This window comes from Acetobacteraceae bacterium, assembly GCA_004843165.1.
Classification (GTDB): Bacteria; Pseudomonadota; Alphaproteobacteria; order Acetobacterales; family Acetobacteraceae.
Genome location: CP039459.1, coordinates 1,745,112 through 1,766,318 on the forward strand (window position 1 = coordinate 1,745,112; position 21,207 = coordinate 1,766,318).

Consider the following 21,207-nt stretch of genomic DNA (forward strand, 5'->3'; position numbering starts at 1 on the left):
AAGAATAGGATTATTTGGCTGTCTGCCAAGGATTTTTCCATTCTTTTTTTTCTGTAACTGAATCGATATCAACCGCTTTCGGCGCATTGAGATTTTCAGGTGCTTTCTCTTTTGGTGCCTTTTTTACAGTGGCCGCCGGTAGAGGAGCAGATGTCTTCTCAGCCGGTATATTTTCAATATCGCTCTTAGACGCAGGCGCTTCGGAAGCTTGTATATTGTCGGATTTTTCTTCCGTTACACTTGCTTTCTTAGAAGTTGCGCTTCGACGAGAAGTTCTCCGGCGACGTGTTGGTTTTGCCTCTGTATTTTCGACTTTTGGCATTTCCATATCAGCAGAAGCTTTTCCTTCATCCATTTCTGGCACTTCAGGTTTTGCCGTTGCTTCAATAGTCACTTCAGAAGATTTTTCATCAGGCTCTTGCGCTGTTTGCTCGGAAGGCTTCTGCCGTCTTTTTCTTTGAGAAGAAACAGATTTAGCACGTGTTTTACGCTGAGGTTTTTTTGAAGTTTCCTCTTCCGATCCTCTGGTTTCAGCGGAAGGATTTACCGGGGTCTGCGGTGAGATATTCTTTTCTTCCGCAATGGCTGGCTCATCCTCTTTGGGAAAGTCACGTTCATTGTGATGGCTATGACGATCCTGTCTTTCCTGCCGCTCATGGCGATCACTGCGGTCGTTGCGATCATGGCGAGAGCGTGATTTTTGGGTACGTCCGTTTCTGTCGTTTCTTTTTGGCGGATTTGTTTCTTCTGCTTTTGGCGGTGCAATGGCTTCAGAAATATCTTGTCCTTCAATTTGAAGGGCATTTTCCGTCAAGTCTGAATTCGCAGCGCACGTAATTTTAATATTGTGGCGGCGTTCAATTTGTTTAAGCGTATCGCGTTTATGATTAAGAAGATAAAGCGCAACATCTGTTGGTAATGTAATGATGAGGTCTTTACCGACTTTAGCGGCGGCTTCACGATCGAGTACACGCAATGCACGGAGGGTTAAGCTCTCAATGCTCCGTAAACGTCCTGTGCCTTCACAGTGTGGGCAAGGAATGGAAAGCGTTTCGGAAAGGGAAGGGCGCAAACGCTGGCGTGACATTTCTAAAAGGCCAAAGCCTGAAATGCTGCCGACCTGTAATCGTGCACGGTCAGCTTTTAACGCATCACGTAATTTACGTTCAACCTGTGCATTGTGACGGTTTTTTGTCATGTCAATGAAATCAATGACAATCAGCCCAGCCAAATCCCGTAAACGAAGCTGGCGTGCAATTTCTTCAGCCGCCTCTAAATTTGTGCGGATTGCGGTCTCTTCAATATTGCGCTGGCTGGTGGATTTGCCGGAGTTCACATCAATGGCAACCAAAGCCTCCGTCTGATTGATGACAACATATCCACCAGATTCCAACTGAACAGTTGGCGAAACCATGCTGTGAATATGGTCATCTACGTGAAAATGAGAGAAAAGACTGTCTTTGCGGCCATTCCAAATACGTAATTCGGGCGCATTTTTGGAGAGAAGGCTGGTCGCATAATTGCGTGCCGTACGGAAAGCGTCTCTGCCATCAATGATAATTTCTTCAATATCAGGCGTTAAAAGATCACGCAGGGCACGTTTGATAAGATTGCCTTCCTCATGGATTTGAACTGGTGCTTCGCTTTCAAGGGCAAGCAGACGCAGTTTTTCCCATAATTGGCGAAGATAATCGCAATCTCTTCTGATTTCAGCATCCGGCTGGCCACTTCCTGCTGTGCGGATAATCATACCCATGCAGGAGGGAAGTTCAAATTGCTGAATAAGATTTCTAAGACGTTTACGGTCTTCTCTGGAAGAAATTTTGCGGGAAATTCCACCGCCATGCAATGTGTTTGGCATGAGAACAGAATAACGGCCCGGAAGAGAAAGGAAGGTACTTAAGGCGGCGCCTTTATTCCCACGTTCTTCCTTTGTTACCTGCACAAGAACAACTTGGCGCGGACGCAATACTTCCTGAATACGGTAGCTTCGCAGGAACTTTGTCAGTTCTCCACGGGGAGAGTTGATTTCTTCTCTGGCAGAAACTTCAAAATCATCATCTTTTTCTGCATTGGAAGCTGATTCTTCTTGCTCTATAGAAGGGGTTTCCACTTCTGCGCAAAGAGAAGAATCCTCTTTGAATTCCTCTTCTTCCTGTGCGAGAAGATAGGCATTTTCCTGCTCTTGAAGCTCTTGTAATTTTTGGCGGTCTGCAACGGGAATTCTGAAATAATCCGGGTGGATCTCGTTTAGAGGCAGGAAGCCATGCCGGTTTCCGCCGTAATCGACAAAAGCCGCTTGCAAGCTAGGTTCAATACGAATAATCCGTGCAACATAGATATTCCCCTTTAGAGGCTTCCGTGAAGCGATTTCAACGTCATATTCTTCCAGGCGATCGCCGTTGATAACCGCAACCCGTGTCTCTTCTGGATGGGTTGCATCGATGAGCATGCTCTTTGACATGTAAATATATACTCCTGACGGAAATATCCCCTTTCGCAAAGCGTTGGGAAAAACCGTTGAGAAATGTGGAAAAAAATTGGGTATTAAAGTCGTCTGAAATAGGCGAAAAAGTCGAACCTATCCCTTTTTGATAAGAAAAAAGGGAGAAAGCGTGCATCGTGTCGTGTTCGGTTCGCCGTAAAAAGTTCAGTCGCAAGTTACCACAAAATAGATCTGGGTCCATTCAGAATGAAAGGACAAGACATCTGATTAAAAATCAGACGAAGAAAAGTTAGAGGCAAGTAGATAACTTTATATCAGTCTCTGCACGTAATATGTGTTCTACCTACTGCCACGATATTTACTATTTAGCGTAAAGATACAATTTTCTCTGTCCTTTAGAGAGAGAATAAAAGATACAGCTCTGCTTAAATAGTCTCTGAGTCTTTTTGGCCTAATAAATACATTCGGGCAAGAAGGAAGATGAAAATTAATTCATTTAATTGTAAAATTTTTTTAAAAACAGGATGATAGGAAGGTATTTTGTGACATATGAAGAGGGGGTTTAATGGGCGGTAGCTTTATTCCACGTCGGAAAATTATTCAAGCAGGCGCTTTGATTTGCGGTACTGCGGCTTCCGCATCTTTTGCAGAACAGGTTTGGGCAAAAGCCCCTTACATTTTAAAAAAAACGCCTAAACCGCTTCCGCTTGTCATGATTGATCCAGGGCATGGCGGAAAAGATCCCGGAGCGATCGGGGTTAGTGGAATTTATGAAAAGCATGTTGTGGAGGCCATTGCGCAGGAATTTCGTCTTGCTTTGATTCGTCAGGGGCACTGCCGTGCAGATTTGACACGCCATCAAGACCATTTCATTTCATTGAATGATCGTGTGGAAATCGCACAGGAAAAAAAAGCCTCTCTTTTAATTTCTCTACATGCAGATTCTTTTAAATCCGCCAAAATTCGTGGCGCAAGCGTTTATACAAAAGGAAAAAGAACGAATGATCCTTTGACGCTTGCTATTGAGCGCAGTGAAAATGGTGCCGACCGATTTGGTAGCTCGCATATGCGTGGTGTTGATTCGGATGTGATGGATATTTTATCGAGTATGGTTAGCGACCGAGCGCGAAAATCCTCGGCGCATATCGCCTCTGCTGTTGTGAAGTCTTTTCAGGGTAAAACACCGTTACTTGAGACCCCAACACGCCATGCAGGATTTTTTGTTTTAAAATCAAGAGAAATCCCATCGGTTCTTGTTGAAATGGGGTTCCTTTCCAATCATCAGGACGAGCTGGCACTCAGAAATAGGCTGCATCGTCGCCTTTTGGCAGAGCAACTTGCAAATGCTGTTAATCATTATATAGTCTGGCAGAAGGCGGAGGGATATTCCGTTTAAGCGTTTTGGAGGAAGAACAAAAGCGGCGTGCGATTGGTGGGGACCATTCTCGGCAAATTGATTGTACAAAATTCGCTCCTAAAGGCTGGCGTGAGCCGTCTTTTTTGTGCTACTTTTGACAAAACATCGGTACTTCGTAAATCGTTACGAAATGGGTGAATTGTGTAAACCCGAAAAAGTTTCGGGCAGTTACAAAAGATGAGGGAAATTGTCAGGCATGTTATCGCGTTTATTGGGTCTTCTTTCGGCCGATATGGCAATTGATCTCGGAACAGCAAATACTTTGGTTTATGTCAAAGGGCGTGGGGTTGTCTTAAGTGAGCCTTCCGTTGTCGCTGTTAGCGAGCAGAGGGGGCGTTCTCAGGTGTTGGCGGTTGGTAACGAAGCCAAACAGATGGTTGGTAGAACACCAGGGTCTATTAAAGCTATTCGTCCGCTTCGTGATGGGGTTATTGCCGATTTCGAAGTTGCGGAGGAAATGATTAAATATTTTATCCGAAAAGTACATAATCGAAGCGCCTTTTTTAGCCCTCGAATTGTTATTTGTGTTCCGACAGGCTCAACCGCAGTAGAAAGACGGGCGATTCAAGAAAGTGCGGAGAGCGCTGGGGCACGAAAAGTCTTTCTAATTGAGGAGCCAATGGCGGCCGCAATTGGTGCCGGACTTTCAATTACAGAAGCTGCCGGCGGTATGGTTGTCGATGTTGGTGGTGGGACAACGGAGGTTGCCGTTATTTCTCTTGGCGGTATTGTCGAGGCACGTTCCGCAAGGGTCGGTGGAGACAAAATGGATGAGGCCATCGTGGCGTATATCCGTAAATATTTTAATCTTTTAATTGGCGAAAGCTCAGCTGAAAAAGTAAAAATCGAGCTGGGTGCAGCGATGGCACCTGAAGACGGCACGGGGCCTTTGCGTTCTCTCAAAGGACGTGATTTGGTTAATGGTGTGCCACGTGAGATCGTTGTGAGCCAGGCACAAATTGCTGAGGCTTTGCAAGAGCCTGTTCAACGCATTGTTGAGGCTGTTATTGCCGTTTTAGAAAATACGCCACCAGAACTTTCCGCAGATATTGTTGAGCGTGGGATTGTTCTTTCGGGTGGTGGGGCGTTATTGCACCGTTTGGATGAAGTGTTGCGGGATGCAACGGGTTTGCCTGTTTTGGTTGCGGAAAATACGCTTTCTTGTGTTGCTTTAGGGACAGGACGTGCCTTGGAGGAAATGCATAATTTGCAACATATTTTAAGTACGGTTTATTGATTTTTCGAACCATAAAAATGGATCTGTCAGATGCTATCGGTTAAGAGGCGGGAGTTTCTAGCGAGCGTCACACGGACAGGAACAGTTTTAGGCGCTGTTTTTCTTCTTTTTGCGGCGAGTATTTTCCCCGTTCCATTCGAACATATGCGGCTTTGGGGACGGTCGCATGTGGGATTTTTTTATGAATGGGCGCTTTTTCCTCAAGATTGCATTGATGATTTACAGCACAAAATTTCAGCTTCTTTAACGCTTTCAAGTGAAAATAAACGTTTAAGGCTAGAGAACCAAGCGCTTAATGCAGAGCGGGACAATGCGCTTCAGCTACAGGTTGAAAATGAACATTTAAAATCACTGCTCCATTGGAGTGAAATTCCAGCCTTTGGATATGTTACGGGACGTGTCATGGGAGAAGAGCATGGCCCTTATCGTCATGCGGTTTTGATGGGGTGGGAAGGGGCTTCGAAACCGCCAGCCGTTGGAAGCGTTGCGCTAGATATGCATGGTCTTGTTGGGCGTGTGACAGAAGTCTCGCCGCATGCTTTGCGGATATTGCTGATTGACGATAAAGCCAGCCATGTCCCTGTTGTTGGTAAAAAAAGCGCTTCTCATGCTATTCTCGGCGGAAAAGGGGAAGAGGGTGGTTTAGAGCTTGCTTATTATGCTCAGGGTGCTGCGCCGCTTGAGGGGGAGATCGTCGAAACCTTGCTGAAAGATGGGGCGGTTTCTGGGATTGCCGTTGGGCGTGTCCATTATGAGGGGCAGGGGCACCCTGTGGTGTTGCCTTTTGCTGATTTACGCCATTTATCCATTTTAAGAGTTGTTGATTATGCGCCGCTTTTACAGGTGGCTCCTGGCTATATGGATGGGAAAATCCACACCTCTCATAAGCGGAAAAAAGCAGGATGATATTTGAAGAAAAAAAAGACCTAGAGTTTCGAGCATGGTTTAAGGCATTTTTACGCTTTATGTTACCGGCGTTGGGCTTGGGGGTATTGGCCTTATTTTTCTCTGTTCCTTTTCGTATTCCCGGCCGCCCTGAGTTACAGGTTGCCATTTTGCTAGAGGCCGTTTGGTTTTACACAATGTATGCGCCGCAGATGATGTGGGCAGGTAATATTTTTGTTGGCGGTCTTTTATGTGAAATTTTTGTGCCGACACCGCCGGGCTTCCTCGTATTTTGGATGATTATGGAAGCAGAACTCGTTCGGGTTGTAAGAATGCGTCTTTGTGAAGGTGGTTTTCTATTTTCATGGTTTTTATTTAGCTTTGTTTCTTGTGGTGCTTCACTTTCTTTGTGGGGATTATTTGCGCTGAGAGATTTCTTGTTTCTTTCGCCGCATCCTGCGATGTTCTTTTGTCTTTTAAGTATTGGAATTTATCCGCTATTTTATCTTTTATGGAATAGCGTTCTTTATTTTTTTCTAAGGACAAAACGTTAAAAAAGCTTCTTTTGAGAAGCGTTATTTGTGTCTTTTGCTTTTGCGGATAGATTTTCTATGTCACATCGCCGCCGTTTTCGTTCTGGATTTTTTCGCCGTTACTGGCGTTCAAAGGAGATTTTGACGGAATATAGAAGGGAAGCTTCTGCTGAAAAAATTTTTGGACGCAGAGCAACTTTTTTACTCTTTGGACAAATGGCTATTTTGGGGATCCTCTCTGCCAAACTCTATAAAATTCAAGTTACCGATAATGAGGATTTTTCAGAACAGGCACGCCGAAATCGTTTATTGCGGCGTTTTTTAGTACCGCCGAGAGGCGCCATTTACGATGCTTCGGGAAACGTCTTGTTAGCAAAGAACAAGGCTGTGGTCAGAGCTATTCTTTCGGATGCCGGTGGAATTGATATTGATGCCTCCATTGCACGATTTGAAAAAATTATTTTGATGGATGAGCGGGATCATCGCCGGGTAAAACGTGAGCGGAAAAGAGGCGGAAAAAATGCAAATTTTACGCTGAGAAATATTTTAACAGAAAAAGAGGTTGAGCGTATAAGTCAAGTTTTGCCGCCTATTCCCGGTCTTTCCTTGGATGAGGGGTTTAGCCGCTCTTATCCTTTGGGAGAGCTGACAGCGCATGTTGTCGGATATGTTGCGATCCCGAATGAAAAAGATTTAAGACGCAATAAGGTATATGCTTTGCCGGGGATTAAAATCGGCCGTGGTGGGATTGAGGAAAATGAAGAGGATGATCTTCGGGGGGTGCCGGGAAATTTTGAAGAAGAAGTCAATGCGAAAAGGGATTTAATTCGAGAAATCAGCAGCGTTAGTCCTATTTCAGGCAGTGATATTCATCTGACGTTGGATGTGCGCTTTCAGGAAAAGGTTAAAGAGCGAATTGGCGATAGGGTTGCAAGTGCGGTTCTTTTAGACTGCCGGACGGGTGCCGTACGGGCAATGGTAAGCAATCCCTCTTTTGATCCTGGCGCTTTTGAAGAGGGTGTTTCGGTTGAGCAGTGGAAATCTTGGATGGAAGATCCTGCGACGCCTTTAAATAACAAAGCGATCTCCGGTTTTTATCCACCCGGTTCAACATTTAAACCTGCTGTCGCTTTGGCAGCCTTACAATCGCATGCAATTCATCCAGATGAAATGATTGATTGTCCAGGTTATTTAGATGTGGGTGGGGTACGCTTCCATTGCTGGAAACCAGCAGGACATGGCCCCCTAACGGTTCGTGATGCGTTAAAATATTCTTGTGACGTTTTTTTCTATCAGGCCGCGCGTCGTTGTGGGATGGATGAAATTCATAAGGCAGCTGAGGCTTTGGGGATCTGTGTTCCACCGAGTATTGAACTCCCCAATGCAGGAACTGGGATTGTTCCAAATTCGGAATGGGCTGCAAAACATAGTTATTTATGGAAAGTCGGCGATACGATTAACGCAGGGATTGGGCAGGGCTATGTACAGACAACCCCTTTGAGCTTGGCGGGTTATGCCGCCTCTTTGGCCGTAGGGGCAAAAGTTTCACCTTATTTGATTCAAGACCCTTTTAAATGTATGCGTCCACATTGTCTCGAGGCATTGCCTTTTGATCCTGCTTATTTAGGGATTGTCCGCAGAGGAATGTGGGATGTTGTTAATGCAAAACACGGAACAGCCCCCTTGGCAAAATTACATTCTGAAAATGTCCAGATGGCAGGAAAAACAGGAACATCTCAGGTGCGTGGCGTTTCACGGGAAATGCGGGAATCTGGACATTTTAACTCGATGAACTTTCCATGGAAATACCGTCCGCATGCCTTATTTATTGCTTATGCGCCTTTTATTAGACCTCGCTATGCCTTGTCCCTCGTTGTTGAGCACGGAAATGCCGGCGCTGGAGAAGCCGCACCGGTGGCCGGAAAAATTATGGAAGATATTTTGAAACTTGACCCTGAGATAAAGTTATAATGCCTATTTTCTAAGTAATGGGCATAATTTAACTTTATATCTTGTGCTAGATTCAGTATCATTATGAATGATTCTAAGTAACTGATTAGGAGAGTTCTGTGATTCTTTCTCCCGTTCCAAAGCCTTTTAAAAGACTCTGGCGGGTCGGTTCTGAGATTCAGTTTTTTCAGCGCTTGCTCGAAGTTAACTGGCTGTATGTCACCCTTGTTACACTTTTGGCAATGACCGGCTATATTGCGCTTTATTCTGCCGCAGGTGGGGCATCGCATCCTTTTGCTCAGCCGCAAGCTTTGCGATTTTGTTTTGGTCTTGTCTTGATGACATTGATCGCACTTTCACCCTTAAAAATTTTGTATCGCACGGCAGGGCTCTTTTATTGCGTTTCGATTCTTTTGCTGGTGATGGTTTTGGCGATGGGGCATGTTGGTAAGGGGGCTGAACGCTGGATTAATTTACTAGGCTTTCAGTTTCAGCCTTCCGAATTCGCTAAAATTGCTTTGGTTATTGGCTTGGCTTCTTTTTTTGCGAACCCTGCCATTAAAAATCTTCGTTCTTCTTTAAAATGGATTTTTCCAAGTCTAATGGTTCTTCTGCCTGTCTTGTTGGTATTAAAAGAGCCAAATCTAGGTACAGCAGTGATTATTGGGGTGATTGGTGCTTCAATTTTTTTCTGTGCAGGCTTTCCGTTGTGGATCATCGGCACAGCTGGTGCCGTTTTACCTTTTTTGGGTGAATTTCTTTACAATCATCTCCATGATTATCAAAAGGCACGTATTGATACGTTTTTACATCCTGAGCATGATCGTTTAGGGGCTGGTTATAATATTTTACAGTCTAAGATCGCCCTTGGCTCTGGCGGTTTCTGGGGAAAAGGTTATTTGCATGGCACACAGGGACAATTAAATTTTTTACCGGAAAAACAGACTGACTTTATTTTTACAATGATTGGTGAGGAATGGGGCTATGTCGGGGCGCTCAGCATTATTATCTTGCTGGCGTTGGTAACAGCGGCAGGGATGATTATGGGCATTTTTTGTAAAAATAGCTTTTCCCGTTTGCTTTGTTTGGGCATTGCAATGGATTTCTTTTTATATTGTGCTGTTAATTTAGCAATGGTGATGGGGGCGATCCCTGTTGGCGGCGTGCCATTGCCGCTGATTTCTTATGGGGGATCGGCCATGCTTACGATGATGGTAGGGTTTGGGGTACTGCTTTGCGCTTGGCGTCATCGTTTTGAAAAAGAAATTACTTAGTCCTTTTCAGCCAAGAGCTTTATGGAAAGGATTTTATAAAAACTTTGGGTCTTTTAATCGCAGATGGGGGCAGTGGCGTACAGGAAAAGCCATTGCTAAAATTAATTATGGCAGAACAGTTTAAGGATTAAAAAGAAAGGCCTTTTATACAAAAATAAAAGGCCTTTCTTTTTGTATCAGCTTTTAGAAAAACTTAACTTTTCTTTTCAATTTTTGAAAAGTCAGCCACTTGATTGCAGAGATTTACAAACTCAGATAGAAGCAATAAACGATTAGTGCGAATATCTTCATTTGGATCATTCACTAAGACCTCTTCAAAGAAGCGGTCGATCGGTATATGCAGATTTGAAAGTTCAGAAATGCCTTTATCAAAATGACGTTCTGCAATGGCACTTTGAATGAGAGGCTGATATTTTTGAATTGCTTCAAAGAGATTTCTTTCAGAGTTTTCTCTTAAGACTTCTGTTTTAAAATCACCATTATTTTGCCAGCCTTTTTTTATTTCAGCTTGCAAAATATTTCCAGCACGCCGATAGGCATTGCATAATTCCGCCCATCCTGAAATCTTTCTTTCAGCAGATTGTAAGGCAGAGGCTCTTTCGAAAATTTCGGTAATGAGTTGACCATCTAATTTTTTAAAGACAGATTTTTCTGCAAGATGCGCATGTTCAAGATTGAGAACCGCTTCTGTAATGCCTGCATCAATCCCTTCCTGACGTAACTGAATGCGCAAACGATCAATGAGGAAATCTTCTAAATTGTCAGATAAATTTCCTTCTGAAGCAAGCTGTAACAGTTCACCTAAATCAACTTGCAACTGATTGTGCTGTAGAATTCTGAAAATACCGAGCGCCATACGCCGCAAGCCGTAAGGGTCGCCTGATCCTGTTGGGATAAGTCCAATAGAGAAAAATCCAACAAGAATGTAAAGGCGATCTGCTAAAGCGGTGCAAATTGAAACAGGGGTGTTGGGCACTTCGCCAGAATTGCCTTTTGGGAGATATTGCTGACGAATAGCCTCACAGATTTCAGGCGCTTCCTTATCATGTTCGGCATAATAGCCTCCCATAATCCCCTGGAGGGATGGAAGCTCGCCTACCATTTCCGTAAGAAGGTCTGCTTTTAAAAGAAAGCCAGCTCGGGAGGCCTTCTCTTGAACTTCGGAATCGTACCCTAGTTTTTCCGCAATTTTCCCTGATAAGTCCCGAAGTGCATAAGATTTTTTTCTCAGATCGCCCAATTTTTCTTGGAAAATCATTTTTTTCAAATCATCGACACGGGATTCCAGCGTTCTTTTACGATCTTGATCCCAAAAATGACGGCCATCTTCCAAACGAGCCCTTAAAACACGTTCATTTCCGTGAGAAACGAATTGGTTATCTTCAAAGGGATGATTGGCCACAAAGGCAAAGAAAGGTGCAATCTCATTCCCTTTGGAAAGCGGGAAATAGCGCTGATGCTCGCCCATTAAATCATCCCGAACTTCATGCGGAAGTTCCATATGGGATGGATCAATTTTGCCAAGATAGGCTGTTGGGATTTCGCAAAGTCCTGTAACCTCGTTTAAAAGCCCCTCATTGGTCATGACTTTGAGGCTGTTCTCTTGAGAAACTTGTTCAAGAGAGGCTTTGACCTTTTCTAAACGCTCCTCATGGAAGGGGATGAGGCCTTTGGATCGTAACTGTTTTTCCCATTGTTCTGCCGAAGAAACTTTAAATTCCTCTTGATACCCGAAAGGCCCGTCTTCACTTAAAATATCGGATTTTAAGCCGTGTGCCTTGTCACCATCCCGTTCAAGGGAAAAGGGAATAAGCTTGCCGTCCAAAAGACAAACAATTTTATGGAGTGGTCGTACCCATGAAAAGCGAGAAGTTCCGCCCCAGCGCATCGCTTTAGGCCACGGGAATTCCCAGAGAAGGGTAGGCAGGATTTCAGCAATCATGTCTAGTGCAGAACGTGCCGGCACATATTCTTTAAAGAAATAATGCGTCTCGTCTTTTTCGAGCTTTTCAGGGGAAACACCGCATTTACGGGAAAAACCCTCTAGCGCTTTGGCAGGTGCTGAAATTTTTGGCCCTCTGAGAATATTGTTTTCTTCAGGCGTGCTGTCTTTGATATTAATCACACAGCCGATGCGCCTTGGATCAGAAATATATTTCGAGATTTTAGGAGAGAGTGGAGAAAGGCGGGAAATCAATTCTTTGCCTAGTCGTTCTGCACCGAATTTCTGAAAACGTGAGGGAATTTGTTCACTGATAAGTTCTAAAAAAAGCTCAGCCATTTTTTGGAGCCTCCTTTTCTAGCCATGTTTCACAGGCAGCTTTTGCAAGGCTTCGAATACGATTAATATAGGCCGGACGCTGATTTTGAGAAACAACGCCTCTTGCATCTAAAAGATTAAAGCTGTGAGAGGCTTTTAAACAATAATCATAAGCAGGCTGTGCGAGGCCGATGGCGGAAAGACGTGCAGATTCTGCCTCATTTTCTTCAAACCATTTTTGAAGAAGCTCGGGGTTAGCATGTTCAAAATTATATTTAGAATAATCCTGTTCTGCACGTTTGAAAATATCGCCGTATTTTACGCCTTGGCCGTTAAAATCAAGATCATAGACATTCTCAACGCCTTGCACATACATGGCCAAGCGCTCCAGCCCATAAGTCAGTTCTGTTGAAGGCTTGGTCACAGCAATGCCGCCAACCTGTTGAAAATAGGTAAATTGGGTGACTTCCATACCGTCACACCAAACTTCCCAGCCGAGCCCCCAAGCCCCAATACTTGGATTTTCCCAGTCATCTTCGACAAAACGAATATCATGCTTGTCCGTATCAATCCCGATGGCCCGATAGCTTTCGAGTAAAAGTTCCTGACTATTTTCAGGGCTTGGTTTAAGCAGGACTTGAAACTGATAATAATGCTGTAAGCGGTTTGGATTTTCGCCATAACGGCCATCCGCAGGACGGCGGCAGGACTGAACATAGGCCGCTTTCCAAGGGGTATCGCCCAAAGCGCGTAAAGCCGTATGGGGAGAGAGGGTGCCGGCACCCACTTCCATATCGTAAGGCTGGAGAAGGACACAGCCTTTTTCTGCCCAGAAATTCTGGAGGCGTAAGATGAGTTCCTGAAAACTCGGTGGATGAGATAAAGCAGATTTTGGAGCGGACATATTTAAACAGAACGCTTTCAGCGATTTAAATTAAAATAGAATAACAGATGAAAAAGTTTTTAACATTTCTTATGTTTCTTTTAAATGATATAATTTTGGCACGACGATATCTAAAAGGTAATCTAAGATGAATAGTGAAGAGCAAAATATCATCGGTCAATTTGTTGCCAGAGTAGGTGGCGGACACGGCGTGCAGCAGGCACTTCCCCCCATTGATCCAGAGGCAGATCGATATATCGGACAGGAGTTTCAGCGTTATCCAGAGGCGAGGTACCGTGTCACACAGCTTGCTGTGGTGCAGGAGGCCGCTTTGCGGAATGCGCAATCCCGTATTCAATATTTAGAAAACCAGCTTCAACAAGCAAAAGCCGCACTTGCACAAAAACAGCAATCGCAGGGCGGTGGTTTCTTTTCAAATCTATTCGGCGGTGGAAGATCCAATCCTGCACAGGGATATCCGCCGCCACCAACAGCGCAGGGGATGCGTCCGCCACCAGGCTATGGTCAGCAATATGCACCGCCGCCACCGCAATACGGCCAGCCACCAATGAGTGCTTTTCAATCTTCCGGAACAGGGTTTTTAGGCTCTGCTTTGCGGACAGCGACAGGTGTTGCTGGCGGTATGCTTGCCGCACATGCGATTGAAGGACTCTTCTCAGGACATCATGAGGCCGGTGCTGGTGGATTTGGCGAAGGCGGTGCCGGTTTTGGCGCAGGTGCAGCAGAGGCCGGCGGTGGCTACGACCCCTCAACAGATCCTTTTGCCGGCTCCGGTATGGAAGATAATGGCGGATTTGCCGATGATGATTTCGGTGGCGGTTTTGATGGCGGCGATTTCGGCGGGTTTGACGATTCGATGTTCTAAAGAAAACCCGCTATAAGGTCTAACTTGTCAAAAGCGAATGAGACGCTATGGTGCTTCTCATTCGCTAAAGTTATTTTTAGAGTTAATCATACGTTAAAATTTTTGATTTAGGTAAAGAGATTATTTGAAATGAATTTCTATCGGACACATCATTGTGAACAGCTTCGGGCTTCGGATGCTGGAAAAGACGTACGCCTTTCAGGCTGGTTGCAAAGTAAACGTGACCATGGCGGCGTCCTATTTCTGGATTTAAGAGACTCTCACGGCGTCACGCAAATTGTTGTGCCCGCTGGTAGCCCATTGACCGCAGAGCTTGAAAAGCTTCGGATTGAAAGCGTCATTACCATTGAGGGAAAAGTCATTCTTCGTGGCGAAGGCCAGCAGAATGCTAAAATCCCAACAGGGGAAATTGAAGTCAGCGCTGAAAAACTCACCATCATTTCTTCTGCTGAGATGCTGCCATTTCAAATTCACAGCAATGAAAAATATCCTGAGGATTTGCGTTTAAAATACCGCTTTTTAGATTTGCGCCGTCCGCAGATGCGTAACAATATCCTTTTAAGAAGCAAAGTGATTTCAAGCCTCCGCCGTCACATGGAAGGGGAAGGCTTCTTAGAGCTTCAAACCCCGATTTTGACAGCTTCCTCTCCAGAGGGGGCAAGAGATTTCTTAGTGCCGGCCCGTTTACATCCGGGTAAATTCTATGCGTTGCCACAAGCCCCACAGCAATTTAAGCAGTTGGCAATGGTTGGCGGATTTGAAAAATATTTCCAAATTGCCCCATGTTTCCGTGACGAAGCCTCCCGTGCAGACCGTAGCCCGGGTGAGTTTTATCAGATGGATATGGAAATGGCCTTTGCAACACAGGATGACGTGTTCGAAGTGCTGGAGCGTGTCCTTTCTGGTGTCTTTAAAGAATTTGTTCCGGCTGACTGGAACGTTGACACAGCACCATTCCGCCGTATTCCTTATGCGGAATCAATGGCAAAATATGGCTGTGATAAACCAGATTTGCGTAATCCGCTTATTCTTTCCAATGTGACGGAAGCTTTTGAAAATTCTTCCTTTGGTCTTTTCGCAAAAATAGCGGCTGATGGTGGCCGTGTTGTTGCTATTCCGGCACCGGGTGCTGCGGAAAAAGGTCGTGCATTCTTTGATAAGCTCAATAAATGGGCAAGAGAAGAGGGCATGGGCGGTCTTGGCTATGTGATTTTTGCCGAAGAAGGGGCCAAAGGCCCAATCGCTAAAAATCTTGAAGAAGACCGTTTGGCAAAAATCAAAGAAATCTCCGGCGTAAAAGATGGCGATGCCGTCTTCTTCTTGGCTTCTTCCGGAAAACCGGAAGAGTTGAACCGCTTTGCAGCCGTTGCTAGAATGAAAGTTGCGGAATCTTTGGATCTTGTGGAAAAAAATGCCTACCGTTTCTGCTGGGTTGTTGATTTCCCAATGTATGAACGGGATGAGGAAACAGGGCAGATTGATTTCTCTCATAATCCATTCTCGATGCCGCAAGGTGGCATGGATGCGTTACTGAATAAAGATCCTTTGGAAATTAACGCATGGCAGTATGATATTGTCTGTAATGGCGTTGAGCTTTCCTCTGGTGCAATCAGAAACCATCAACCGGAACTCATGATTAAAGCCTTTGAAATTGCAGGCTATCCGGCAGAAGAAGTCGAAAAACGCTTTGGCGGACTTTATAATGCCTTTAAATTTGGCGCACCGCCACATGGGGGTGCTGCTCCAGGAGTGGATCGTATGGTCATGCTCTTGGCCGATGAACCAAATATAAGAGAAGTCACACTCTTCCCATTAAACCAAAAAGGGGAAGATTTGATGATGGAAGCGCCAGCGGAAATCACGCCAGAACGTTGGAAAGAGCTAAATCTTAAACTCTCCCTTCCACCGAAACCAACAGTCTCTGTTGAAAAGAAATAAAACTAAAAAAGCCTCTCTAAAATTTAGAGAGGCTTTTTTATAAGCGTTCTAAACGATCTGGCCGTTTTAATTCTGTTTCTAAAGTTTCTTAAAAAGGGTTTCTATAATATTGTCATATTTCTTTGAAAAACACTGTTTATAGATGCCCCATGAAATCATCAGAGGTGCCATCTTTGGGATTTTCAAAGACGATGTCTTTTTTCTCTCTGCGAGGGGTGTCGATTGAAAAGAAAATAACCGGTTCTTTCCCTAAATCTGGCTGTATGGCGTGTTTAACCCCTCTAGGGAACGTCACTAACATGCCGGGCGAAAAAGACTGGCTGTTTTCTGGACTTTCAATCCAGATATTGCCTTCTCCTGAAATGATATAGAGGATTTCATCGCATTCATTGTGATGATGGGGTTTGACCTCTTTATATAATCTGAAAAGTCGAATGCTGCTTTCAGGACTATTTTTAAGGTACATGTCCATCATCATAGAGGAGGCGCTTTTAGGAAACTGTTTTGAAAGCGCTAGGAGATTAAAAATCTTTACATCGTTATCTTTTTCTGAAGAACGGGAAGTATGGATTTCATTTTGAGATTTTGGCATTTTCAAAATGCTCCTGAATTTGAGAGATGAGTAACAGTATTTTCTTAGGTTCGTAGGATTTTAAGAAAGCGCATAGATCCCTTGATCGTCTTTTTCTTTTGGGAAAGAGAGGATGATGGGGCAGTGGTCAGAGGGTTTTTCTTTGCCACGTTCTTCGATGTCAATTTCAACTTTTTCTAATAATTCTGCGAGTTTCGGCGTGAGCAAGGCGTGGTCAATTCTTAATCCTCTGCCACGCTGAAATGCGCCGCCTTGATAATCATAGAACGTATAAATGACTTCATCAGGATGCAAAGCTCTTAACGCATCCGTAAGGCCAAGCCATTTGAGGCTCCGCCATCCGGCGAGGCTTTGAGGATGTAAGAGGGCATCTGTTTCAGGAAGTGTATTGGGGGCGTAATCTTTTTTGCTGGGACAGACGTTAAAATCACCTAGGAAAATAAAATTTTCTTTATTTTCTAAAAGCTCTTTACCACGCAATCTTAAGGCCTCAAAGAAATCAAATTTCTGTTGTAAACCAATTTCCCCATTAGAGTTACCATTTGGGAGATAGAGATTACCTAAAATGATCTTGCCTAAAGGGGTAGGCAGGATAGCCTCAAGATAGCGAGAGCCAGATTCTTCTTGGCCTTCTAATCCTGTTTTGCGGGTTTCAAGCTTTTCTCGGCTGATAATAGCCACCCCATTATAGGCCTTTTGCCCTTTGATACTGACGTAATAGTCCGCCTCTTCGAAACATTTTGGGAACTGGCTTTCTTCACATTTAATTTCTTGTAGAACGACCGCTAAACATTCAGGATGTCTTTCCAGCCAATCCATCACAAGATGAGAGCGGGCACGGATTGAGTTAATATTCCAAGAGGCAATGGTAAAAGAAGACATAGAAAGCCAGTGAGTAAAGCAGGGGAAAAGGTGAGATTTTCTTTGTTTTTTATTCTTCGTCAGCTAGCGAAAAACTATTGCCACAACCGCAAGAAGAGGCTGCATTGGGATTTTTAATCTTAAAATGCGCCCCCATTAGCTCGTCCTCATACTGCAGCTCGCTCCCTTTGAGAAGGTCGAGACTGATTTTATCAATGATGACGATAGCGCCGTCTTCTTCAATAATAATATCTTCCGCCGTATTTGTTGTATCAACGGAAAATTTATATTGAAATCCGTTGCATCCGCCGGAATCAACCAAAATGCGGACGCCGGATTTTTCAGCGGTATCTTTATTTTGCTCAGAGAGAATTTCGCTAATGCGTTTTTTAGCTCCAGAGGAAAGGGAAAAATCATGTGTCATAAAATGGTACGCCGTAAAAAATTATATTCATTCGTTTTCTTATGTAGGTTATCATAGAATAGGATGAAAGTTTCCGCTAAAAAAGAAATATCTCATAGAAATAAAGATCGCTGTAAGACAGGCTAAAATAGGAAAACGGGATGACACAAGAGGATAAATCACAACAAACGCAAGAAACACCTGCTTTGGATATTACCAAAGACGGGGATTTACTGGATGCGGTAAAGAAAATTGTTTGTGAGGCTTTGGCAAGTAAACTAGATCTGCCGGAGGAAATCGTTTCCCGTGTTGAATTAACCCTTTCCCGTGATGCTGCACATGGCGATGTTTCGACCAATGCAGCAATGATTGCGTCACGTCCGCTTAAAACAGCCCCAAGAGTTTTGGCTGAAAAAATTATTGAGGCGCTGAAGGATCATAAAGCCTTCACGAAAATTGAAGTCGCAGGACCGGGCTTTATTAATTTTACACTCGAAAAAAATATTTTACGCCAAGTTATTCCAGCTATTTTAACGCAAGGCTGGGAGAATTGGGGGCGCTCTACATTAGGGGCAAATAAAAAGGTCAATGTGGAATATGTTTCTGCAAATCCTACAGGGCCTCTGCATGTTGGGCATTGCCGTGGTGCTGTTGTCGGGGATGCTTTGGCGGGCGTTTTGGAACGTGCCGGATATGATGTTTGTCGTGAGTATTATATCAATGACGCCGGCAATCAGGTCAAAGCCTTAGCATGGGCTTCTTACTGGCGTTATTTGGAGGCCATTGGCAAGCCTGTTCCGGCGGAAGAATTTACTAAGGTTGCGCCGGGCGGTTTGCAATATCAGGGTGAATATCTCAAACCTGTCGGTCAAGAGCTGAAAGAAAAATTTGGCAATAAATTGGCAGAGGATGGATTGCTTTCTCCTTCGGAGGAAACCATTGCGCTTATCCGTAAAAAAGCGGTTGCCATGATGATGGAAGATATTAAGCAGGATTTAGAAGCGCTAGGTATCCGGCAGGAAATTTTCACCAGTGAGGCGATGATTTTTGATGAGGGTAAGGTGGATAAAACCATCGCCTCCCTCGAAGGAAAAAATCTTGTCTATGAGGGCACGCTACCGCCGCCCAAAGGAAAACTGCCAGACGATTGGGAAGAGCGTCCACAAAGACTTTTCCGTTCGACCGATTTTGGAGATGATGTAGATCGTGCTCTGAAAAAGAGTGACGGCACAAATACTTATTTTGCCAATGATCTTGGTTATCATGCGGATAAAGCCGGTCGTGCTGATATTATGATAAATGTTTGGGGCGCAGATCATGGTGGATATGTTTCCCGTCTAAAATCCGGTGTGAAAGCTTTTTCAGACGATAAGATCGATTTTGAGATTTTGCTTTGCCAGATTGTCCGTATTTTAAAAGATGGCGAACCTTTTAAAATGTCTAAAAGAGCAGGGACTTTTGTCACTGTAAGAGATCTTTTGGACGAGGTGGATAAGGATGCTGTGCGTTTTACGATCTTGACCCGTAAGGCAGACGCACAGATGGATTTTGACCTTGATTTAGCTGTGGCACAAAGCCGTGATAATCCTGTCTTTTATGTGCAATATGCCCATGCAAGATGCTGTTCTGTTTTAAGAATGGCGCAAGAGAAATTCGAAGATGCAGATATTACACCGCTTGAGCAGGTAGATCTTTCTTCCCTTACGGCAGAAGAAGAACTCGGCATGTTAAGGCGTGTTGCTGAATTTCCTAAAATTGTTGAGGCCGCTGCACAGCATCGTGAGCCGCATAGAATTGCAACTTATTCCATGCAGTTAGCCGCTGATTTCCACGCTTTGTGGAACAAAGGCAATGATAATCTTGCGTTACGTTTTATTCAAGAGGATAAGGCGGCAACCTTTGCCCGGTTAGCTTTGGTGAAAACGGTTGCAGAGACGATTAAAGCTGCTTTATCCGTTATTGGTGTGGAAGCACGTGAGGAAATGCGTTAATGGATCAGCATGATTTTGACCAAGAAAATTTTCCCCATCATGATTATGAGGGGGAAGAGCATGAATATTCCCGTGCGCCTCTAAGCGGCGAGACTGAGGAAAATTCAAATTTTTGGGAAAGATTAGGTTTGACAGATCGTTCTGCTGTATGGCGGATGCTTGGGGCTATTTTTGTTGTCATTGCCTTATTGATTTTAGGTTTGACCGTTTGGCGTTTTGTCAGCTCTTCTAAAAAAGATCTTATTCCGGTAATTTCGCCCCCTGCTGGCCCTGTGCGTGAACGTCCAGCCGATCCGGGTGGATTGCAAATTATGAGTGATGATTTTGGTGGTATAGAGGATGAAAAAGGAAAAGATGTCCGTCTTGCGCCGCCGCCAGAAGCGCCAGATCGCCATCTTTTAGAAGAACAACATGAGGCCGCAGAACGTCATCGTATTGAGGAGGAAAAACGTCTCGCTTTAGAAAAAGAGCGCCAGGCAAAAGCAGAAGAGGCCGCAAAGGCGCAGGTACAAGAAGCGCAAAAAAATCTCCAAGAGCGCAAACGCCATGAGCAGGAAGAGGCCAAACATCAAAAACAAGAAGCCGTGCAAGCGCATGCTCAGGCACAGGCTGAAAAAGTGAAGAAAGAAGATCAGGCCATTGCAGGGGCGCTTGATTTAGATTCCCGCATTTCAAATCTTGCGGCACAAAATAAAGAATCTTCTCTACCTTCTTCTGAATCTATGGGAGGCGGACATTGGCAAGTACAGTTTGCTGCCTATAGCTCAAAGGCGGATGCAACGGCGAAATGGGCAGAATTTGTGCGTAAAGATTCAGATGATTTTCAAGGTCATCGTCCGCTCATCACCGAAACGCTGAAAAATGGACATCTTTATATTCGTTTGCGGACAGATGGTTTCCGTTCTGCCGCAGATGCAAAGCGATTTTGTCAAGCTGTAACGGAATCAACTATTCCTTGCACGCCAATCGGTTGAGAGAATTTTTAAAAGAAATGATTTATTTTAACCGATATATCTTAGGAAATCGTCATGTTCGGTCTTAGCTGGAGTGAATTAGTCATTATCGCTATTGTCACTTTGGTTCTTGTTGGTCCGCAAGATATACCTAAAGTGATTAAGGCAATTTCTCAGGCTTTTAATATGGCGCAAAAAATGGGAGCGGAATTTCGAGCCCATTTTAATGAGTTGGCCCGTGAGGTTGATATTCAAGAGCTTTCAAAACATTTGGAAGTACCGAAACTTGATCTTGAACGCCGGATTGAGGACGCTGTTGATCCTGATAAAACGATCAGAGATAGTTTTTCGCCGACCTCTCAGCAGAATAGATTTGAGAGTAAGAGCCAGATAAGTGAGGTGGTTTCTTCAGAACAAACGCCGCCTGTTATTGAACGTCGGAAAGAAATTTGGGAAGAGGAGGCTAACCAGCATCTTCTTGCGCAGGCCCCATCGCTTTTACCGCCCCGAACGGCTTTGCGTCTCGCTGAGGAGCGAAAGGAGTGGTTGCGGCCTGCGATCATTCCACCAATGGCGGCATTGCATGATGGAATGCGTGCTGTGGTTGTTTCTGAAAAATCTTTAGAAAGAGAAGAGTAAAAGCAGAATATTCATGAGCGATCTTAATAATCATCTAAAAAACCCTGAAACAAAAGGTG

The 21,207-nt window shown here is 44.4% G+C and carries 17 protein-coding genes; 11 read left to right on the forward strand and 6 right to left on the reverse strand.

The features are described 5' to 3' along the window. Window positions 1-10 precede the first annotated feature (10 nt). Window positions 11-2,452, reverse strand: a complete 2,442-nt coding sequence (locus FAI41_08385; GenBank protein ID QCE33831.1) for an Rne/Rng family ribonuclease — start codon at window positions 2,450-2,452, stop codon at window positions 11-13. 559 nt (window positions 2,453-3,011) lie between these two features. Here FAI41_08385 and FAI41_08390 point away from each other — a divergent pair. From FAI41_08390 to rodA, 6 genes are all read left to right on the forward strand, one after another. Continuing rightward, window positions 3,012-3,842: an N-acetylmuramoyl-L-alanine amidase gene (locus tag FAI41_08390; protein QCE33595.1), complete on the forward strand. Its 831-nt coding sequence runs from the start codon at window positions 3,012-3,014 to the stop codon at window positions 3,840-3,842. Between the two features lie 217 nt (window positions 3,843-4,059). After that, window positions 4,060-5,100 carry a rod shape-determining protein gene (locus FAI41_08395; protein ID QCE33596.1) on the forward strand — a complete coding sequence of 347 codons (1,041 nt, stop codon included), beginning with the start codon at window positions 4,060-4,062 and terminating at the stop codon, window positions 5,098-5,100. A 30-nt stretch (window positions 5,101-5,130) separates the two neighbouring features. Continuing rightward, entirely contained in the window at window positions 5,131-6,006 is an 876-nt protein-coding gene (locus FAI41_08400) for a rod shape-determining protein MreC (GenBank protein ID QCE33597.1), read from the forward strand. Then, window positions 6,003-6,539 (forward strand): hypothetical protein, encoded by a 537-nt coding sequence (locus FAI41_08405; protein QCE33598.1) that lies wholly within the window; start codon window positions 6,003-6,005, stop codon window positions 6,537-6,539. The genes FAI41_08400 and FAI41_08405 overlap by 4 nt, the downstream gene beginning before the upstream one ends. A gap of 57 nt (window positions 6,540-6,596) precedes the next feature. Beyond that, window positions 6,597-8,489, forward strand: a complete 1,893-nt coding sequence (mrdA, locus tag FAI41_08410) for a penicillin-binding protein 2 (protein ID QCE33599.1) — start codon at window positions 6,597-6,599, stop codon at window positions 8,487-8,489. A 221-nt stretch (window positions 8,490-8,710) separates the two neighbouring features. Beyond that, a complete protein-coding gene (gene rodA / locus FAI41_08415) occupies window positions 8,711-9,742 on the forward strand; it encodes a rod shape-determining protein RodA (protein QCE33832.1) in 1,032 nt (343 codons plus the stop codon). Between the two features lie 193 nt (window positions 9,743-9,935). Here rodA and FAI41_08420 read toward each other — a convergent pair whose 3' ends face one another. After that, complete coding sequence (locus tag FAI41_08420) at window positions 9,936-12,023, reverse strand: glycine--tRNA ligase subunit beta (protein QCE33600.1); 2,088 nt, start codon at window positions 12,021-12,023, stop codon at window positions 9,936-9,938. Beyond that, complete coding sequence (locus FAI41_08425) at window positions 12,016-12,906, reverse strand: glycine--tRNA ligase subunit alpha (GenBank protein ID QCE33601.1); 891 nt, start codon at window positions 12,904-12,906, stop codon at window positions 12,016-12,018. Before FAI41_08425 ends, FAI41_08420 begins: the two co-directional genes overlap by 8 nt. Window positions 12,907-13,033: 127 nt before the next feature. On the opposite strand from FAI41_08425, the gene FAI41_08430 reads away from it, so the two are divergent. Both FAI41_08430 and aspS read left to right on the forward strand, forming a co-directional pair. Then, a complete protein-coding gene (locus tag FAI41_08430; protein ID QCE33602.1) occupies window positions 13,034-13,771 on the forward strand; it encodes a DUF2076 domain-containing protein in 738 nt (245 codons plus the stop codon). 129 nt (window positions 13,772-13,900) lie between these two features. Then, window positions 13,901-15,709 carry an aspartate--tRNA ligase gene (aspS, locus tag FAI41_08435; protein QCE33603.1) on the forward strand — a complete coding sequence of 603 codons (1,809 nt, stop codon included), beginning with the start codon at window positions 13,901-13,903 and terminating at the stop codon, window positions 15,707-15,709. Between the two features lie 136 nt (window positions 15,710-15,845). On the opposite strand, the gene FAI41_08440 is transcribed toward aspS, so the two are convergent. Genes FAI41_08440 through FAI41_08450 form a run of 3 tightly spaced genes read right to left on the reverse strand, consistent with a single transcriptional unit; the run spans window position 15,846 to window position 17,586 of the window. Continuing rightward, window positions 15,846-16,301 carry a cupin domain-containing protein gene (locus FAI41_08440; GenBank protein ID QCE33604.1) on the reverse strand — a complete coding sequence of 152 codons (456 nt, stop codon included), beginning with the start codon at window positions 16,299-16,301 and terminating at the stop codon, window positions 15,846-15,848. 60 nt (window positions 16,302-16,361) lie between these two features. After that, window positions 16,362-17,183: an exodeoxyribonuclease III gene (xth, locus tag FAI41_08445; GenBank protein QCE33605.1), complete on the reverse strand. Its 822-nt coding sequence runs from the start codon at window positions 17,181-17,183 to the stop codon at window positions 16,362-16,364. 49 nt (window positions 17,184-17,232) lie between these two features. Next, window positions 17,233-17,586, reverse strand: a complete 354-nt coding sequence (locus FAI41_08450) for an iron-sulfur cluster assembly accessory protein (GenBank protein ID QCE33606.1) — start codon at window positions 17,584-17,586, stop codon at window positions 17,233-17,235. Between the two features lie 140 nt (window positions 17,587-17,726). On the opposite strand from FAI41_08450, the gene FAI41_08455 reads away from it, so the two are divergent. From FAI41_08455 to FAI41_08465, 3 genes are read left to right on the forward strand one after another with little or no spacing between them, the layout of a single operon-like run. Continuing rightward, a complete protein-coding gene (locus FAI41_08455; protein ID QCE33607.1) occupies window positions 17,727-19,556 on the forward strand; it encodes an arginine--tRNA ligase in 1,830 nt (609 codons plus the stop codon). Beyond that, the gene (locus tag FAI41_08460; protein QCE33608.1) at window positions 19,556-20,530 is read left to right on the forward strand and encodes a hypothetical protein; all 975 of its coding nucleotides are present in this window, start codon (window positions 19,556-19,558) and stop codon (window positions 20,528-20,530) included. Before FAI41_08455 ends, FAI41_08460 begins: the two co-directional genes overlap by 1 nt. A gap of 54 nt (window positions 20,531-20,584) precedes the next feature. Beyond that, on the forward strand, window positions 20,585-21,148 hold the full coding sequence (locus tag FAI41_08465) for a hypothetical protein (GenBank protein ID QCE33609.1): 564 nt from the start codon (window positions 20,585-20,587) through the stop codon (window positions 21,146-21,148). Window positions 21,149-21,207: the final 59 nt, after the last annotated feature.